The 19,320-nt window shown below is 41.4% G+C and carries 13 protein-coding genes; 6 read left to right on the plus strand and 7 right to left on the minus strand.

Features of this window, described 5'->3' with window-relative positions:
- Nucleotides 1-226 precede the first annotated feature (226 nt).
- A complete protein-coding gene (locus tag BM386_RS02385; protein ID WP_091691458.1) occupies nucleotides 227-469 on the plus strand; it encodes a hypothetical protein in 243 nt (80 codons plus the stop codon).
- A 358-nt stretch (nucleotides 470-827) separates the two neighbouring features.
- On the opposite strand, the gene BM386_RS02390 is transcribed toward BM386_RS02385, so the two are convergent.
- Nucleotides 828-1,529 carry a sugar transferase gene (locus BM386_RS02390; protein WP_091691459.1) on the minus strand — a complete coding sequence of 234 codons (702 nt, stop codon included), beginning with the start codon at nucleotides 1,527-1,529 and terminating at the stop codon, nucleotides 828-830.
- 910 nt (nucleotides 1,530-2,439) lie between these two features.
- On the opposite strand from BM386_RS02390, the gene BM386_RS02395 reads away from it, so the two are divergent.
- The 4 genes from BM386_RS02395 (at nucleotide 2,440) to BM386_RS02410 (ending at nucleotide 8,388) form a co-directional block, all read left to right on the plus strand.
- Entirely contained in the window at nucleotides 2,440-3,579 is a 1,140-nt protein-coding gene (locus BM386_RS02395) for an aminotransferase class I/II-fold pyridoxal phosphate-dependent enzyme (RefSeq protein WP_091691460.1), read from the plus strand.
- Entirely contained in the window at nucleotides 3,580-4,263 is a 684-nt protein-coding gene (locus BM386_RS02400) for a sugar transferase (protein ID WP_280140990.1), read from the plus strand. It abuts the gene before it with no gap.
- Between the two features lie 157 nt (nucleotides 4,264-4,420).
- The gene (locus BM386_RS02405) at nucleotides 4,421-6,331 is read left to right on the plus strand and encodes a polysaccharide biosynthesis protein (protein ID WP_091691461.1); all 1,911 of its coding nucleotides are present in this window, start codon (nucleotides 4,421-4,423) and stop codon (nucleotides 6,329-6,331) included.
- A gap of 470 nt (nucleotides 6,332-6,801) precedes the next feature.
- Nucleotides 6,802-8,388, plus strand: a complete 1,587-nt coding sequence (locus BM386_RS02410) for an NAD(P)/FAD-dependent oxidoreductase (RefSeq protein WP_091691462.1) — start codon at nucleotides 6,802-6,804, stop codon at nucleotides 8,386-8,388.
- Nucleotides 8,389-8,883: 495 nt separating this feature from the next.
- On the opposite strand, the gene BM386_RS02415 is transcribed toward BM386_RS02410, so the two are convergent.
- From BM386_RS02415 to BM386_RS02430, 4 genes are all read right to left on the minus strand, one after another.
- Nucleotides 8,884-9,318 (minus strand): hypothetical protein, encoded by a 435-nt coding sequence (locus BM386_RS02415; RefSeq protein WP_091691463.1) that lies wholly within the window; start codon nucleotides 9,316-9,318, stop codon nucleotides 8,884-8,886.
- A gap of 66 nt (nucleotides 9,319-9,384) precedes the next feature.
- On the minus strand, nucleotides 9,385-10,566 hold the full coding sequence (locus BM386_RS02420) for a class I SAM-dependent rRNA methyltransferase (RefSeq protein ID WP_091691464.1): 1,182 nt from the start codon (nucleotides 10,564-10,566) through the stop codon (nucleotides 9,385-9,387).
- Nucleotides 10,553-11,950: a high affinity choline transporter 1 gene (locus BM386_RS02425; protein ID WP_091691465.1), complete on the minus strand. Its 1,398-nt coding sequence runs from the start codon at nucleotides 11,948-11,950 to the stop codon at nucleotides 10,553-10,555. Before BM386_RS02425 ends, BM386_RS02420 begins: the two co-directional genes overlap by 14 nt.
- Nucleotides 11,951-11,960: 10 nt before the next feature.
- The gene (locus tag BM386_RS02430) at nucleotides 11,961-13,580 is read right to left on the minus strand and encodes an ABC-F family ATP-binding cassette domain-containing protein (RefSeq protein ID WP_091691466.1); all 1,620 of its coding nucleotides are present in this window, start codon (nucleotides 13,578-13,580) and stop codon (nucleotides 11,961-11,963) included.
- A 167-nt stretch (nucleotides 13,581-13,747) separates the two neighbouring features.
- Between BM386_RS02430 and BM386_RS02435 the strand changes: the two genes are divergently transcribed.
- Entirely contained in the window at nucleotides 13,748-16,852 is a 3,105-nt protein-coding gene (locus BM386_RS02435; protein WP_091691927.1) for a PKD domain-containing protein, read from the plus strand.
- 124 nt (nucleotides 16,853-16,976) lie between these two features.
- On the opposite strand, the gene BM386_RS02440 is transcribed toward BM386_RS02435, so the two are convergent.
- Both BM386_RS02440 and BM386_RS02445 read right to left on the minus strand, forming a co-directional pair.
- The gene (locus BM386_RS02440; protein ID WP_170857014.1) at nucleotides 16,977-18,131 is read right to left on the minus strand and encodes a DUF4221 family protein; all 1,155 of its coding nucleotides are present in this window, start codon (nucleotides 18,129-18,131) and stop codon (nucleotides 16,977-16,979) included.
- A 22-nt stretch (nucleotides 18,132-18,153) separates the two neighbouring features.
- Complete coding sequence (locus BM386_RS02445) at nucleotides 18,154-19,308, minus strand: DUF4221 family protein (protein ID WP_170857015.1); 1,155 nt, start codon at nucleotides 19,306-19,308, stop codon at nucleotides 18,154-18,156.
- Nucleotides 19,309-19,320: the final 12 nt, after the last annotated feature.

The following is a 19,320-nucleotide window of genomic DNA, read 5'->3' on the forward strand; positions in this document are numbered from 1 at the left end:
GCAAAGCCCGAGGAAGCAATCTCAAAAGGCTTGCACTTCTCACACTGAGACTGATGACTGCGACTGCTTCGCCGTACCTCGACGGTGCACACTCCCGTCTTCGGTCTCCTGTCTTCACATCCACATCCGGCACTTGTACTGAGCGAAGTCGAAGTATCGGTCTTCCAACACCGGACACCCGACTTAACATTTTAACATTTAACACTTAACACTTAACATTCCAACCATGAACATACTCACAGAAGTAAAACAACGCGCCACCGCGCCCACACCGCCCTTTTTCCAAAAGGTAAAAAAGGCAGGATTGATCATCGCCGCCATCGGTACGGCCGTTTTGACGGCACCGGGAATGGTCCCGGCTGTATTGCTGGCCTATGCAGGTTATGCAGTAACGGCAGGCACCGTCCTGGTCACCATCTCCCAATTGACCGTCGATGACGGAGCCTTTGAGCAGGCATTGATGAATTGAATTTGATTTAGTGTTTCAATTAAGCCGGAGGGGATTCCTCTCCGGTTTTTTTTAACCTTTGGGGTTTTCAAAACCCCGAAGGTTTTATTTATTGTGCTGATTTGTGCTGAGCGGGATTTGTAATCCCGATTTCTCATGCCCCAGCTGGTCTAAGTCTCACGACCTGTCCGACGACAGGCAGGCTTAGACCTATCATAATGCAGTCTTCAGACTGCCAACAGCTAATTGACTCAGCTGTTCGACATTTGCAATTTCGGCAACAAACCGTAGGATTATTAATCCGTATTACCCTACCTGACAGCCGCCAACTGAAAACAGAAAATTCGCGCCCTTCTAGCTGACATCAAAAAATAAATCCTCAATACGCATTTTCATCACCCAGAATAAAGCTTTTGGCAGTCATCCAGATAATCTTAAGGTCAAATAAAACCGTCCAGTTTTTGATATAGTACATATCCAGTCTATATCTGAAGTATATGGAATCGGCCATATCTATTTCTCCTCTGTATCCTCTTGCCTGAGCTAAGCCAGTGATGCCAGGTTTGACTAGGTGTCTATTCCTATAGCATTCTATTTCTAAGGAATGCGCATCATTCTGTATGAAAATATGAGGTCGGGGTCCCACCCAAGACATGTTTCCGTAGATTATATTGAGTACCTGCGGGAGTTCATCTATACTGGTTTTTCGTAAGAACTTACCAACTCTAGTTATTCTAGGATCATTTTTGGTAGCCATTTTAAGGTTTGCATCCTTATTGATAACCATAGACCGAAACTTGTAGCAGTGAAAACTTGAATTGTAAATACCTTCTCTTTCTTGCTTAAAAAAAACTGGACCAGAAGATTCAAGCTTTATCAATAACGCAACAATTGGAAATAACCACCAACCTATAGTAAGCATAAAAAGAAAGGCGAAAAGTAGATCAATAAATCGCTTAATAGATAAATTCATCCAGTTTAACTTCTTGGAAAGTAACTCTTCATTTCCTTCTGGAGGCTTTTCCTTAGAATTAATATAGATGTCGAAATTTCCAATCTCATTTCGGCGATTATCGGTCATTTGTTTCAATTTATATTGCCTTCAAAAAAATGTATGTCTATTAATTATGGCATACCAAAGATCCTTCTTTTTTCCTGAAGTTGTGAAACTAACTTAAATTATTTGCCTCTTTGATTCTATCATTGTCGTCAAAGTTGAAGACAGGGCGTACCTGTAATAGTCCTTTGTCATATGATTTACCTAAATATATAATCAATTATAAAACGTCTTTTATTTGGATTAATTCGCTATTTCAGAGATAGTTATAAACTTCTCAATATTTATTCCCAGCCCACTGGGCTAGGCTCTGATAATCCGGGCTTTGAGCCCTGTATGCTATTCAATAGGATGCAAACTTTTAAAACGAAATCTTCACCTTCTTGTCTTTACTCAGTTTAACTGGAAATAGGCATTGACACACTGCGACTGCCAACCGCCAACCGCTAACAGACCCAACCACCACCAATCGCACTAGACTCATCCCAAGTACAAAATATTTTCTACCTACAATCTCACATTCCAGAATGCTCTTTTAGTTAGATAATTAACTATTGAAAAGTCATTTCAGATACTTAAAAATGTTATTTGTGTTTATTTTTTTTCGTTTTTTTAGAAATAATTTGAGAATTTAATTTCCAGGTCAAACACCACAGCTTCATAAATTCTATTATTAAAACTCCTTTAGCCTAGTATTCTGGAATTTTCCGGTTGCAAAATGTAAGATTTTAGTAATTAAAGATTTACATTTCAAGGCTTAATAAAAATACACCCTTGATAGACTACCCAACTTTCAAGGGCTACCGTGTAAACTTAATTTTATAGATTAAATAATTAAGTAGTTTTCTTGATTTGAAGTGCCCGCCTTCGGATTGGAAATATGGTAGTTTCATAATTCTATAGTATATTTTGACAGTTTTAGCTTCAAACCTGCATGGCTTTTAATATCCCTCTTTCGTTTCCAGTGCTCAATGGTAATGAAAATCTATATTCTCAACAGGCAATAAGTTCTGGCCATATTGCCACTTTTGGTCAGTTCATCAATAGATTTGAGAGCAAGCTGTCCAAAAGGTTGAAGACTCATGAAGCTGTGGTGCTGAACTCTGGTACCTCTGCATTGCATCTGGGGATGGTTTTATTGGGAATTGGGCCAGGAGATGAAGTGATCTGTCAATCTTTTACTTTTTGTGCTTCCGCGAATCCTGTTGTCTATTTAGGGGCTACACCGATATTTGTAGATAGTGAGAAGGATACCTGGAATATTTGTCCGGAAATCCTTGAGGATACCATACTAAGTAGGATTTCTAAGGGGAAAAAGCCAAAGGCTATAGTCATCGTCCACCTCTTCGGAATGCCTGCTAAAATGAAGGAAATTTTAGAGATTTCTGAAAAATATAATATACCAGTTTTAGAGGATGCTGCAGAAGCTATAGGCAGCAAGTATGAGGGGAAAGCCTGTGGTACATTCGGACAGATAGGTGTTTTTTCCTTTAATGGAAACAAAATAATCTCCTCTGGAGGAGGTGGATGTCTGATTTCAAATGATACGAACCTAATCCAAAGAGCCCGGTTATTATCTACGCAGGCAAGAGAAGACCTGCCTTTTTACCATCATTTGGAAATTGGATATAATTATAAGATGAACAATCTTTCTGCTGCAGTGGGTTTGGCGCAGTTGGAGCAATTGGACGCCTACATCAAAAGTAGAAGGCTTGTAAATCAGCGATATAGGAATTTACTTAAGGGATTTCCGGGGATTGAGTTTCAGACAGAATCCAACGACTCTCAATCCAATTATTGGCTAACCGCAATCTTAATTGACAAAGAGGTTACAGGCTTTTCAAACGAGGACCTGAAAAGATCTTTGATGAAAAATGGAGTGGAGAGCCGTTTTCTTTGGAAGCCTTTGCATACTCAACCAGTCTTTAATACCACCCCTTATTATGGAGGTAGTTTGTCCGAAAAGCTGTTTGAAAATGGGCTTTGTCTTCCAAGTTCGGTAGATTTGACTTTTAAAAATCAGGAAATGATCGTAGAAGTTATTCATTCAGAACTCAGCAAAACTTTTAAATAAGTGATTTACAGAAATTGGCTAAAAAGAGCGATAGATATTCTGTTGGCTTTTTTGATGTTTTTAATTCTTTCGCCGATATTTTTGATTCTGCTGATTAGTCTCAGCATTCACCACAGCGGTTCTCCTTTCTTTTCACAACCACGACCAGGCAAAGACAACATTACATTTCAGATTTTGAAATTCAAAACCATGTCTGACTTAGTTAATAAAAAAGGTGATTTATTGCCCGATGCAGAGCGGATTACAAGGTTTGGAAGCCTGATTAGAAAAACCTCCTTGGACGAAATTCCACAGTTGATAAATGTTTTGAAAGGAGATATGAGTCTGGTAGGTCCCAGGCCTTTGCTGCAGGATTACCTCCCCTTGTACTCAAGCAAGCAGGCCAGGAGGCATGAGGTAAGGCCAGGAGTGACAGGTTGGGCTCAAGTAAATGGTAGAAATGCGATTTCCTGGGAAAGCAAATTCAGGTTTGATGTGTGGTACGTGGACAACTTATCCTTCCTGTTGGATTTAAAGATTCTCTTCCAAACATTAGGTAATGTACTGCTCGGGAAAGGAGTTACTCAGCAAGGTCAAGTTTCCATGAAAAGATTTGAAGGAGGGATAAAGAAAATGGAGGAATTAAATCAGCATGAAGATAATTTTTCACCTCCTAATCCAAAAATTGAGATACATCGTTTATAAGCATAAATCCCAGGTGGTAAGACTTTAAAATGCAAAATTTTATAAATATATTTTAAATTATTACTAGGCTTAAGGTCAAAAAAGTGCTTATTTTGTCCTTTAATTTGTTTTTAGTGTAGGAAATTTAAAAGCTGAGCAATTTGAATAAATTTATACTATGAATTTTTTAACGCGGTTGAAAATCCTTCCTAGATGGATTATTGCCACCCTTGATTCTTTAATTCTATTTCACTGTGCCTTATTCGGCTACCTTGTAAGGTTCAATTTCGAGCTAGCCTTGATTGAGCAGTATGATGCCATAGCAGGCAGCTTCACCTTTATGATCGGCGGTTTGCTTGTGATGCAAAATACCCGAAGCTACGAAGGTATTGTGCGGCACACGGGTTTCAGAGATGGCTCAAACATCTTTAAAACCGTTGTCATAAATTTCATTCTTTTTCTTTTCCTGAATTTCTTTCACGGCAATTTCCTGAATGATAGGTTTTTATTGCCTACTTCGGTACTGATTATCGCAAGTCTTTCCTCGCTGTTCATGCTTATCTTTTACCGTTTGCTGGTAAAGGAGCTATTTGTTTATTTGAAGAATGGCATACTGGTCAAAGAGCTGAAAAATGGAATTATTTTCGGAGCAGGAGAGGCAGGAATTATAGCACAGGAGGCAATCAAGCGAGATAGTAAGATACTTTTTAATACCGTGGCATTTTTGGACGATGATCCCAAAAAAGAAGGGAAGAATATTGACGGAAAGAGAATTTATAAAGGAATAGGTGATCTTGAAAAACTGGCCCAACAGTTTGGAATTACTGAGCTGATCATTGCCGTACGTGACCTTTCCGTAAAGAGAAAAAATGAAATCATCGATGAGTGTCTTCGTTTGAACATTTCTGTTTCCATAGTGCCCCCTGTAGATCAATGGATCAATGGAGGGTTGACCGCTGGAGCTATCAGAGAGGTGAAAATTGAGGACTTGCTAAGCCGCGAGCAAATCATACTGGATAATCCAAGAATTCATGAAGATCTTCAGGGCAAGGTAATTCTAGTGACTGGAGCGGCAGGCTCCATTGGCTCAGAGCTTTGCAGACAAATCAGCCACTATGAGCCAAAGTTGCTGATTTTGTTTGATATAGCAGAATCAGCGCTGTATGATGTAGAGCAGGAGTTTAAAGAAAATCATGCGCACTGCCAAATAAAGGTGGTCTTAGGTGATGTTAGAAACAAGAAGAAAGTAAAAGAGGTTTTCAAAGCTTTCAAACCTCAGGTTGTTTTTCATGCTGCTGCATACAAGCATGTTCCGATGATGGAAAATTACCCTGAGGAAGCGATTCAATCCAATGTATTGGGGACGAAAATCCTTGCTGACATTGCTGTCTTAGCAAAAGTTGACAAGTTCGTTTTTGTATCCACCGATAAGGCTGTGAACCCTACAAATGTCATGGGAGCCAGTAAAAGAGCCGCAGAAATGTATGTTCAGGCGCTAAATGAATACCTGGAAAGAAATCATAAGAGCTATCATACCAAGTTCATTACCACCCGATTTGGAAATGTGTTGGGATCAAATGGATCGGTTATTCCTTTGTTCAAAAAGCAGATTATGCATGGTGGGCCAATTACCGTGACTCACCCGGAAATCACGCGGTATTTTATGACCATTCCAGAAGCTTGCCAATTAGTTTTGGAGGCTGGCATCATGGGAGAAGGAGGAGAGATTTTTGTGTTTGACATGGGAGAACCAATTAAAATATTGGATCTGGCAAAGAAGATGATCCAATTATCCGGTAAAAAGGTCGATTCTGATATTAAGGTGGTTTTCTCAGGACTTAGAGAAGGGGAGAAGCTGTATGAGGAATTGCTTAACGATTTTGAAACAGTTAAAATCACCCATCATCCGAAGATAAAAATTGCCCAGGTACTTCCTTCCTCCTATCATAAAATCGATGGGCAGATAGAGCTTTTTATGAATTTGGTGACTAAGAACTCCGAGAACGAATTGGTTTCACATCTCAAGGTCATTGTTCCTGAATACATTTCCAATTCCTCAAGATTTGGGGTTCTGGATCGCTTGAATTAACTCTATTAAACTGCTGGATACTTCCTGCATACTTGCTCTTTCCCCGCTTCAGCCAATGTTCGTGTCATCACGAACATTTTCTAAAAAGCAAGTTCTCGTGTCACTCGAACACTTTCACAAATCACTTTTCAAAACGCATCAACCTAAAACCTGCGACTTGATACCTTCTACAGCCATTGTTCCTGTCCTTATGATTATTAACTTTTATGTAAATCCGCAAATGCACCAGTAAAAGGTAAAAAGCGACTTAAGGTATGGTAAACACTAGCATTGCTGGTACTTCTATCACCCGTCATCGGTCTCTCGATAGCTATCGGGACTGCCTGATAAGCAAAGAAAAAGAGGTCACTAGCATAATTGCGGATATTCAGATTATTTTTTAACAAGCTACGACTGCCATTGTACACTACCTATTCATTACAGAAAACACTACCTTTGCAATTCCCATTTAAGGATAAATACCTTACCATATGAAGAAAGAATTCACCTTGCAGTTAAGCCCAGAGGAGGCTTATGATCCGGTCATTTTTCAGGAAGTAGTACGAAAAAAAGCTGGACTCCCTGCAAACTCTAGCGAAGCAATTGCACGGCAAGTAAAGCGCTCCATAGATGCCCGAGGCAGAAATGTCAAAGTCAATATTCAGGCTGAACTTTTTATCAAAGAAACTCCTCCAGCGCTTTTAGACCATCAGCCAGGATACAAAAATGTAAGCAAGGAAGATGCTATAGTTATTGTAGGAGCAGGTCCAGCAGGGATTTTTGCAGCTTTGCGTGCCATAGAACTCGGTGTAAAGCCCATCCTCATCGAGCGGGGTAAAGACGTCAGGTCCAGAAGACGTGATCTGGCTGCAATCAATAAGGATCAGATTGTTAATCCTGATTCAAATTATTGCTTTGGCGAAGGTGGTGCAGGAACTTATTCTGATGGGAAATTATATACCCGTTCGAAGAAGCGGGGAGATATCAGGAGGATCATGGAAATTCTGGTAGCTCATGGTGCTACGGAGGAAATTCTGGTTGATGCGCACCCACATATTGGTACCAATAAACTCCCTAAGTTGGTGGAAGATTTACGGGAAAGCATCAGGCAATTTGGAGGAGAAGTATTATTTGACACTCGGGTGGAAGATTTTATTCTGGAAGGAGATGAGATGAAAGGAGTAGTCACTCAGCATGGAGATAAAATTACGGGTAAAGGAGTAATCCTTGCTACAGGCCATTCTGCTCGTGATATTTTTCATTTGCTTCATAAAAGCAGGATTGCGATTGAAGCAAAACCCTTCGCTTTGGGAGTAAGAGTAGAGCACAGTCAAAAGTTAATCGATAGCATACAATATCATTGCGGTTTGGATCGTGGTCCTTATTTGCCAGCTTCGGCTTACTCTCTAGTCCATCAAACAGAATTCAAAAATAAACAACGGGGAGTTTTTAGCTTTTGCATGTGTCCTGGCGGATTTATCGTACCGGCAGCTACTTCTCCGGGAGAGTTGGTAGTGAATGGCATGAGTCCAAGTCGCCGGGATAGCAAGTTTGCCAATTCCGGGATTGTTGTATCCGTTGAGTTGGAAGATTTGCCGGAGTATCAAAAATTTGGTCCCTTGGCTGCAATGGAATTTCAGGCAGATGTGGAGAAAAGAGCATGGCAGGCAGGAGGTGAAACTCAAGTGGCTCCTGCGCAGCGCATGGTTGATTTTGTGGAGAAAAAAGTCAGCGCTAGCTTGCTGGATACTTCTTACCAACCTGGCTTGCATTCAGTGGAAATGAGAGAGGTATTGCCGGACTTTATTTCCCAGCGTTTGGCTATGGCATTTAAAGCTTTCGGAAATAAAATGAAAGGCTATTACACCAATGAGTCTCAGTTGATCGGTTTGGAAAGCAGAACATCTTCACCCATTCGTATTCCTCGGGATCGAGAATCTTTTGAGCATATTCAAATCAAGCGACTGTATCCTTGTGGCGAAGGAGCAGGCTATGCAGGTGGTATAGTGTCAGCTGCTATGGATGGAGAAAGATGCGCAGAGCGATTGATAGAGAGTTATATACATATATCAAGGTAGGGGCGAATAATCATTCGCCCATCACGGCAAACCTGCAATTGCCGAGCATAAGTAATTAAACCCTAATAAGGATTCTGAGTCAGGTCTGTGAGGACACAGATCACGGTGTAGTGGCGAATAATCATTCGCCCGCAACGGAAAACCTGTTATCGAAAAATCCTACCGCGAAGTGGTCTAACCTCTCAATAACCATGGGTGAAACCCATGGATAAAATGACCAGATCAACCACCCGACCCTGAATGGGTCGAACTCAGTAAATAAATCAATTTCATGTGGATAAGGAAAACATTTCAAGCTCAAAAAGGATAAATCATTCAACATGCCGTTCGTGATGACACGAACGACGGCATAGCATAAGGATAGATTTTATTAAACTAAAAGAGGTAGCATGCCACATGCTACCTCTTTTAGTTTAATACTGAATGTCGAATGATGAATATCGAATTTTGAAGTTTTTCAGTCCCAAATCCCAAATCCCAAATCATCAATCTCAATCACCCCAACCAAGTAGTCCAGGGAATCCTGCTCAATATCAACACCAAGCCAATCGCATACATCATATAGATACTTCTGAATCTACCACGTGATGCTCCTGGCTTCTTAGCTTTGATATAACCAATGCTGATGATTACAATCGCAATGATATTAATCAAAGGATGCTCCAGTGCCAAAAGTCTTGCGGCTGGATCCGACATCGCCGATCCTGAGCTGAGCATTTCCAAACCCAATGGACTTAAGAAATATAGAATCAAACCCACCAGCAATTGGATATGGGAAAGTATAAATGCGATCAATCCGATTTTACGGTCTTTCTCGGTGAATTCCCTCCCTGAAAGCGAGCCAATTAGCATATAAATAATGACTACCACCAAAGCGAGCAATGCCAGATAGGCCACTCCTGAATGTAAATGTTGTATTCCTGTGTACATGATGTGTTTTGATTAGTAAACGAAAATAGGGCAAAAGACTTTAACTCCTGAGTAGAACGCTTGTTTTTACTCCACAAAAAGCACCAAGCCTTTCAAGTATTCTGTTTCAGGATGGAAAATGTTGATCGGATGATCCGCAGGCTGGGTGACCTGATGCAGGACTTTTACTTTTCTCCCACATTCCAAGGCCGCTGCAGTCACCGTATTTCGGAATAGTGCCTTGTCCACCACCTGGCTGCAAGAGAAGGTGAAGAGTATCCCTCCGGATTTAATTTTTTTCAAAGCTTCTGCATTTAGTCGCTTATAAGCCTGAACAGCATTGTGTCGGGCTTTCAGGTTTTTGGCAAAAGCAGGCGGATCCAGTACAATCACATCGTAATCATCTCCGATTTCCCGGATGTATTTCACTACATCAGCCACTTTTGACTCGTGTTTACCTTTAATCTCAGGATTAAGGCTCACATTTTCTTCGGTAAGTTCTATGGCTTTTGGAGAAATATCCACAGAATGTACTTCTGCCGCTCCTTCTTGCAGGGCCAACACCGAAAATCCACCTGAGTAACAAAAAGTATTCAATACCTTTTTTCCCTTGGAGTAGGAGGCAAGAAGTTTTCTGTTTTCCCTCTGATCGATGAAAAAGCCTGTCTTCTGACCTTTTTCCCAATCTATTTTATAGGTCGCTCCATACTCTTGTACCAAATCCGTTTTTGGCTCTCCAAGCACCCACTCATTCGAAGTGATGCCTAGATTCTTGGGCAAAGTCTCCGCGCTTTTATCATAAACACCTGAGAGCTGATCCCCATAAGCATTCTTGATGGCTTGGGCGATTTCCTTCAAATGGGCATGCATGCCGATTTGATGCGCTTGGATTACTGCCGTTCCATTATAGAAATCAACAATCAATCCAGGCAGTAAATCACCTTCCCCATGTACCAAACGATACACATTAGTTTCTTGATTTTCAGTTAGTCCTAAGCTTTTTCTTAGAGAAAGAGCTGAAGTGATTTTTTCATTCCAAAATGACTGGTCTATTTCCCGCTCTTCAAAGGAAATGATCCGCACCATAATTGAGCCTTCAGCAAAATGTCCTATTCCCAGAAATTCATCTTTGGCAGAATACACGGCCACCAACTGCCCATTTTCTAAAGTTGGCTCTTTTTGGAAAATAGCTCCAGAAAATACCCAGTGATGTTTTCTTTTGAGAGAAATCTCTTTGCCGTGTTTGAGTATAATTTTAGAATAGTTCATGAGTTAGGTGTTCTTTGTTTGGGAAAAGCAAGCTGCCAACTAGCATAGCAAGGGCACTGGCAAGCAATCCGTAAATATGAGATGAGATTTCTGATTCAAAATTATCAATAATCAGGTAGGTAAGCATCCCGATGGTCATGGATAAAATTGCCCCGGCTTTGGATGATTTTTTCCAATACAATCCGGTAGTCAATGGAATAAATAGGGAAACCAATAAGAGGATAGATGCGCCGGCTACGAGTTCATAGATAGTAGAATCTTGCAGTGCCATTGCCACTGAGACAAGCGCCACCGCGAGCACACTACTTCTAAGAATCCACAGCAACTGCTTGTCGGTAAGCTTTCCTTTGAAAAGCGGTTTGATCAGGTTTTCTGAAATCAATGCCGCCGGAGCAAGGACTCCCGAACTTGCTGTGCTCATTATTGCAGAGATTAAGGCACCGAAAAAGATGATTTGCACTGGCAGTCCTCCATGAGCCAATACCATGGATGGCAGGAGCAACTGATTGTTTTCTAAGTAGAGTTCGGGGTATAACACTTTTGCGCCAAGCGCAATAAATAAAGGCAACAGTCCGAAGGTAACATAAAAGCCCCCTGCCAAATACGTGGATTGCACGGCAACTTTCTCAGATTTGGACGACATCACCCGCTGGTAAATATCCTGACTGGGGATACTGCCCAAACCAATAATCATCCAAGCACCGAAGTAATTAATCCAGGAATTGAAACCTGGATCCGGAAAGAACTGAAAGCTTCCTTCAGGCGCTGAATCTAAAATTACTCCAACTCCTCCAGCTTCTTTGCTCACCAGTACCGCAACAACAATCAGTCCTAGGACTATCATGATGGTTTGGATGAAATCTGTGATAGAAATCGCCCACATGCCGCCCAAAAAAGTGTAGATGACCACGACTCCAGCAGCAAGCAAAATCCCTTCAGTGAGGCTTAGTCCTGTGACTGTTCCGAGAATAAGGCTCAGCGCAACTAATTGCGCAGCTACATATCCAAAGAAAACCGGCACCATAAATACCGTAGAGAGGAATTCTACTTTCTTTCCATAGATTCTTTTGAAAACATCTCCTATGGTCAGCACGCCCATTCTATACATCGGCCTGAGGTAAAACATCCCAAAAAGTACCAGACAAAGTGCTCCTCCAAAGGGATCTTCAATCACACCCTGCAGACCTTCTTCCAGATAGACTGAAGAGGCTCCAAAAATAGTCTCTGAACCAAACCAGGTGGCAAAGAGGGCAGAAGCCGAAAGAAATAAAGGGAGCGAACGACCTGCCAAAACAAAGTCATTCGATCCCTTTACGAATTTTGAAGCCCAGGCTCCGACGGCGATGGTGATCGCCAGATAGACTATGATTGCAGTGAGTAGCAACTAAGTTCCTTTACTTAGTGGAATACATTTTCTCTCTCAATGCCTTGATCTCCTCACTATCCAAGTAATCATCGTAAGGCATTCTTCTATCGATGGTGCCATTTGGAGTGAATTCCACGATTCTATTTGCCGAAGATTGCACAAACGCGTGGTCATAGGAGGACATCAATACCGTTCCGGAGAAATCAATGATCGCGTTGTTAAATGCGGTGATGGATTCCAGATCCAAGTGGTTGGTAGGCTCATCCATTACCAGCAAGTTTGGATTCTGAAGCATCATCTTGGAGATCATACAACGGACTTTTTCACCTCCGGAGAGTACAGAACATTTCTTCAAGGATTCCTCTCCTGTGAAAAGCATTCTTCCCAAGAATGTTCTTACGTAAGCTTCCTCTTGATTTCCTGAAAACTGTCTTAGCCAATCAATCAAAGACAAGTCTGATTTGAAAAACTCAGAATTATCGTTCGGCAAGTATGCTTTATTGATCGTAACACCCCATTTGAAACTTCCTTTGGAAGCTGGAATTTCTTCCATAATGGTTTGGAAGAATTTATTTACAGCCTGCTTAGTCTTAGAGATAAAAGCAATTTTATCGCCCTTGTCCACCATCAGGTTTACGTCGGTGAAGTAAGTGACTCCGTCAGCTTTCAATTCCAGGTTTTCAGTCATGAAAATCTGATCACCGGCTTCTCTTTCTGGTTTGAAAATAATGCCTGGGTATTTTCGCATCGATGGCTCAATCTCATCTATGTTCAGTTTTTCTATCATCTTCTTACGTGCTGTAGCCTGCTTAGACTTGGCCACGTTTGCAGAGAATCTATCGATAAATGCCTGCAATTCCTTTTTCTTATCCTCAGCCTTCTTGTTGGAATCAGAACGCTGCTTCAGCGCCAACTGAGAAGATTCGTACCAAAAGGTATAGTTACCAGAGTAGATTTTGATTTTCCCAAAATCAATATCCACGATATGGGTGGAAACTGAATCCAGGAAGTGTCTATCGTGGGAAACAACAATCACCAAGTTCTTGAAATCAAGTAGAAAGTTTTCCAACCACTCAATAGTAGCCGCATCCAAATCGTTGGTAGGTTCATCGAGAATTAGGATATCAGGATTTCCGAAAAGTGCCTGAGCGAGTAACACCCGTACCTTTTGATTACCCGCCAAATCCTTCATTTGCATGTAATGCAGATCTTCGGTGATTCCCAGTCCTGAAAGTAAGGCTGCTGCATCGGATTCAGCATTCCACCCGTCCATCTCCGCAAAGTCAGCTTCCAGCTGCGAAGCGCGCAAACCATCTTCCTCAGAAAAATCCTCCTTCATGTAGATCGCATCCTTTTCTTCCATGATGGCATAAAGTGTCTTATGACCCATGAGAACCGTTTTCAACACTTCCACCTCATCAAAACCAAAGTGGTTTTGGCTAAGTACTGCCATTCTTTGACCTGGAGTGATGCTAATTCCACCGCTGGTACTTTCCATTTCTCCGGAGAGAATTTTCAAAAAAGTTGATTTTCCGGCTCCGTTAGCCCCGATCACACCATAGCAGTTACCTGGGTTGAATTTGAGGGAGACTTCGTCGAAAAGTGTTCGTTTGCCAAATTTTAATGACAAGTTATCTACTGATATCATAATAGGGTTTTTCTTCTTTTTTGGAGGCGCAAAGATAGGGATTATAAATGTGACCGCTAAGTGAATTCCAAGCTTTTGAAAGATAGCTAGTAAGCTTTGTATCAACGGAGGTGTTTAATACTATTCAGTTGCCTATATTGGATTTTCAATATGCCCGATTAAATCCTGTGGAGAAACTTTACCGAGTAGTTTGTTTTGTGTTTTGCCTGCAAGCTTTTGCTTTTTTTTCGCATGCGCAGATCTCTACGGTAGGCAAGGAATTTTGGGTAGGTTACATGGAAAACAACAGGATTTTGCCCGGCGCTCCAGATCGGGCAATGCTGGAGATTACTGCTGTGGAAGATGCGGATATCACCATAGAATACCTGGGGAATACCCGCTCCCAATCCCTGACTGAAGGCCAGCGTTTTACGTTGATTGTTGACTCTCAGGATATCGATGTTTTCCATAGAGGATCTGGAAATGTGGAGAACAAAGGCATCTTTATCACTTCCACGGGAGACCTTACTGTCTATGCCTTCAATGAGCGGGTAAGAAGTGCTGATGGCACAGTAGTGCTGCCTGTGGATGCACTGGGAAAGGATTACCTGATCACCTCACATTTTGAGCGTCTCACTGCTCCTGTGGAATACGATGGCAACATTGACAATGAAAGCCTGATGCTGGTGATAGCCACAGAGGACGATACGGAAGTAGAAATTACCAGAAGCAATAATTCAGCGCCATTTACCCAAGTACTGAATCGTGGCCAAAGTATCCAGTTAAAAGAGCGTTTTGACCTCACAGGAACCCGCGTGCGGGTCATCGGCGATGATGCCAATTCCTGTAAGAAAATAGCTGTTTTCGGAGGGAATAAATGGACTTCCGTTGGTAACTGTGGTGCGGCAAATGATAACCTGTTTCAGCAAGCTTATCCAGTGACTACCTGGGGACAATCTTACATCCACGTAGCCTTGGAAGGTAGAACTTCAGGTGAATTGGTGAAAGTCTTAGCCGCTGAGGATGATACAGAAGTATTTGTGAATGGAAATAGCCGGGGTACGCTTTCGGCAACGGAGTTTTTGACTTTGGAATTTGCTCCGGATGAGTCGGTTTCCATTACGACGAGCAAGCCGGCTTCTGTGACTGTGCTGGCCAAGAGTCAGGAATGTAATCAAATCAGCCAGCCCCTATACGATCAGGGTGATCCCTTTATGATTTCATATAGCCCAAATGAACAATTGCTTAGGAGTGTCAAGTTCTCAGCGCTTTCCCTGCAGTCTATTCAGGATCATTATGTAAATATCGTGGTGCCTGCAGGTGCGCAAAACCAAACGATTCTGGATGGAAACAATATCGGCGCTTCTTTTTCTATGGTTCCGGGCAATACCGGCTTTTATTATGCAAGAATCAGGATTTCTCCTGGTGTTCATCAATTGACAAATCCAGATGGATTCATAGCCTATGTGTATGGATTTGGCTTTTTGGAATCCTACGGTTACGCGGTGGGGGCGGCCTTGGATAACTTGAGTTTTGAGATACAAGCTGATTATGAATTCGAAGTAACAGGCGAACGAATTGCCTGCCTGGAACAGGAAGGAACTTGGAGTATTGAGCCGGAAAATGAAGCCTTTACCTATTTCACCTGGGATTTTGGGGATGGGACTACGCTTCAGGAAGGCAAGGATGTAACACATATCTTTACCGAGCCAGGGATCTACGAGGTTACAGTTACCGCTTCTATCAGTCCCAATACCTGTGATCAGCAGGAGGAAGAGACTTTTGAGGTGGAAGTGTTGGAAGTAGATGCAGAACTACTGGGTGCTGTATCTGTTTGTCCTGAGGTGGAGGAACTGGTGTATAAGCTTAGTTCTCAGGAAAATATAGGCTCGGTAAGCTTTGAAGTAGAGGGAGGTACCATTGTTCAGGATTACGGTGATTCTGTCTTGGTCAATTGGGGACCATCTAATCCAGCTGCAAAAATCACCGCTAGCCCAATTGGTCCCAATGGATGTGTATTGGAGCCTATTTCCCTGGATGTGGTGATTAATCTGGAGCTGGATGCTGAAGATCCTATAGGCAACGAGGATGTGTGTTTTGATCCACTGACTACTCATTTTTATTCAGCGCCAAATTCCTCCGCAGGTAGGGGATATGAATGGACGGTAACTGGGGGAGAAATAGTTTCTGGGGCTAATGAAAACACGGTGGAAATCAGCTGGAACGAACCTGGTGTAATTGGCACCCTTAGCTATTTGACCTATAGTCTGGTTGATCAATCCTGTGAAGGTACTTCTAATCTTTTGGAAGTAACCGTGGAGGAAGAGTTTGTAGTCAGTGTAGCAAGCATTGAAGATGTTAAATGCTTCGGTGAATCAAACGGGGAAATAATCCTCGATATTCAGGGAGGAGTTGCACCCTTTAATTTCACATGGTCTCACGATCCCACTTTGAATACTTCCACAGCGGAGGATTTACCTACCGGAAGCTATTCAGTTATCATTATAGATCAATTGGGTTGTGAGCGCTTGTTGGAAAACCTACAAATAAATGAGCCCTCTGCGCTTGAGATTGTTTCAGTTGATGTGCAGGCGGTAAGTTGTTTTGGAAAAAAGGATGGCGTATTGAATTTGAACGTCAGAGGTGGCACAGGCCCTTATCAAGTAGATTTGGAGGATGGTTTTGAATTCACAGGTAATTTGAATTTGGCAGACGTCTCCCAGGGCACTTATGAGCTTACTGTGGTAGATCAGAATGGATGTTCTGTTCCTCTTTCTTTTGAAATTACCTCCCCGGCGGCTTTAGAAGTGGATGTGAGACTGACTAAGCCAGCTTGTCCCGGAGGGAATAATGGGGAGTTATTTGCCTTTCCAGCTGGCGGAAAAGCTCCCTACATCTATTTCTGGGAGGAGGAAAATGTGGCTGGCAATGCACTTACTGGCTTATCCAAAGGTAGTTACCCTATTTCCGTCACAGATGCTTCTGGCTGTGTAAGTCTGGGAACTGGCCTTGTAATAGAAAAAGCCCCTGAGGTACGAATGCCCTCAGGATATAATCCAGACCGAGATGCTGGTCTTTTCGAAGGAGTTTCCAATTGTGATCTCAATTTTGATATCTGGATTTTTAACAGATGGGGACAATTGATCTACCAGGGCAAGGAAGGATGGAACGGCCTGGTGAATGGAGAAAATGCCAGCTTAGGCACTTATACTTACTTGATGCAGTATAGTTTTCCTTTGGAGGGGGAAATGCAGCATGTAGAAAAGCGGGGTAGTTTTTTGCTGGTGAGGTAGGATTTAGAAGCCGTCATTTGGCACGAAGACTAATTGCTTCTATTCTTCCACCGGCAAGTCATAAAACTCCTCAAACTTCAGGATAGACTCTTCCCGCTGGGTACTGGTGCAGGCGACCAACAGACTAATCAGAAAAATCAAAGGTATGGATAACCAGCTGATCCTCTTTGGAGTCAGGATGGTCGGGATGATTGCCAAATAGGTGGAGACCTGCTTCCGATACGAAATACTGGTGTGGGATATACTCATATTCTGGGAGTTCAAATTCATATTTCAGCTCAAAATTCTCATCATAGACACTGAGAATAAAATGGGAGGGGGTAATGACGAATTTCATAGGGGATATACCTTCAGGAACTCCTGATCCCGGCCAGGTCATTCGGTAAAGCAGTTTTTTATACGGATCCTTTAAAAGTCCGAAATTTTGAGGTTCAGATAAGTATAACTCCATATTGATGTCTAATGAACGACTTAACTTATCCTCTTTTGTAAAATAGTTGTTTGTAAATTTCGGAATTAGATTGGTGTGTAAATCGAACTCCTGAGTGGAATAATCCTCAAGATTAATTTTGTAGAGTCGATTAGAATAGGATGTCATTGTATAAAGAAAATTTTCATTATACGCTACCTTATATGTGGGGTCATTCAGCTTATTGTCAAAGCTTTCTATAGTGAAATTGAATGGGATTTTATGGGATTTATTGCCGTAGTAGTCGATAGTGATAAAAGGGAAAAAATTACTCAAACTTTCCTCGGTAACCTCAGATGGGGTTCTGTAATTAAATTGCTGATTTAAAATTAAATTTGATCCTAAGGAATACATCGGCTTAGAGTTCCTAGTCAAAGAAATTGTATGGGTGTAATTCTCATTAAATTTACTTAAATCCAACCTTTGAATCTCTTCTGAAGCAATTGGAAGAATATACAATACCGGACCTGCAGATGGAATGATTATCGTGTCTTTATGAATAAAATGAAAGCCGCTGGTGCTACCAACGCCTCTGGGCCCTTCATAGTCATACTTAATTACCTCTTCTATTGTTTTATTGGCTAAATCAATTTTTGAAATAGAACTTCGGTTTTCATTGTGCCAATATAATCCTCCTGCAAAATACTGCATGGTTTTGGTATAAGGGTCAACTTCAGGTCCTATGGGGATAGTTAGCGCTTCTACCTGAAAATCCACAAGTGACTTTTCAGCACTTTCTTTAGATGGTGAGCATGCATAAATAAGAGAAAAGAGTATTGCTAGGGTAAGATTTAGAAACGCTGATTTCATAGTAGAAAATTCTGGGATTAGACTAATCAGAAAAATCAAAGGTATGGATAACCAGCTGATCCTCTTTGGAATCCGGATGGTCGGGATGATTGCCAAATAGATGGAGGCCTGCTTCCGATACGAAATACTGGTGAGGGATATACTCATATTCTGGGAGTTCAAATTCATATTTCAGCTCAAAATTCTCATCATACACACTGAGAATAAAATGGGAAGGGGTTCCTACAAACTTCATGGAAGATACTCCTTCGGGAACTCCAGTACCCGGCCAAGTCATTCGGTAAAGCAGGTCTTTGTGGGGATCGGTCAAAATTCCAAAATTTTGAGGCTCGGATAGGTATTCTGACATGTTTTGCTCCAAAGACTGATTGATCCTTGCCTCATTTAAGAAAAAATTATTCGTGAATTCTGGAATTAAATTTGTCTTTAATTGATATGATTGGGTTTCAAGGCTTTCTAAATTAAAAATATCTAACTGATTAGAGTAATATGGTAAAATAAAAGTATCCTCCTCTTTGTGGGCTAATAAAATTTTAGGCGTGTTAAAATTTTCTCCGAAATTGGATTTCGAAAGTCTATAAGGACTATCTTCCACCTTAGAATTATCCAAATTCAGTATTAGGAAAGGGTTTTTATTGTTGAAAAAAATCTCATTAATTTCATTGGCATATCTGAAATAGACAGTTTGTGGCAAGATTAACTTATTGTTCCAAAAATGAAATGTAGAGGTATAGCGTGTCATAGATCTGGTGTCTGTATAATCAGGGCTAAAGTCACTCAGTTTAATCCGGTTCACTTTATCGGTCTCTAGACTATAAATTGAGACCCGTCTTCCAGAAGCTGGAAAGGCAATTCTAGTTTGATTGAAGATATAAAAGCCATCAATATTTCCAACGCCCAATGGCCCTTCTTCCTGATATCGAAAATACTCCGAGGTCCTTTTAGTATTTAGGTTGATTTTGGATATGGTGCTTCGGTTTTTATTGTGCCAAAATAATTCCCCATCTACATATTGAAGCGCCATGGTATAAGGGTCAACTTCAGGTCCTATGGGTATAGTAAGCTCTTCTACATGAAAATCCACAAGTGACTTTTCAGCACTTTCTTTAGATGGGGAGCATGCATAAATAAGAGAAAAGAGTATGGCTAGAGTAAGATTTAGAAATGTTGATTTCATAGTAGAAAATTC

Origin of the sequence: Algoriphagus locisalis, from assembly GCF_900116615.1 — a bacterium.
GTDB classification, from domain to species: Bacteria; Bacteroidota; Bacteroidia; order Cytophagales; family Cyclobacteriaceae; genus Algoriphagus; species Algoriphagus locisalis.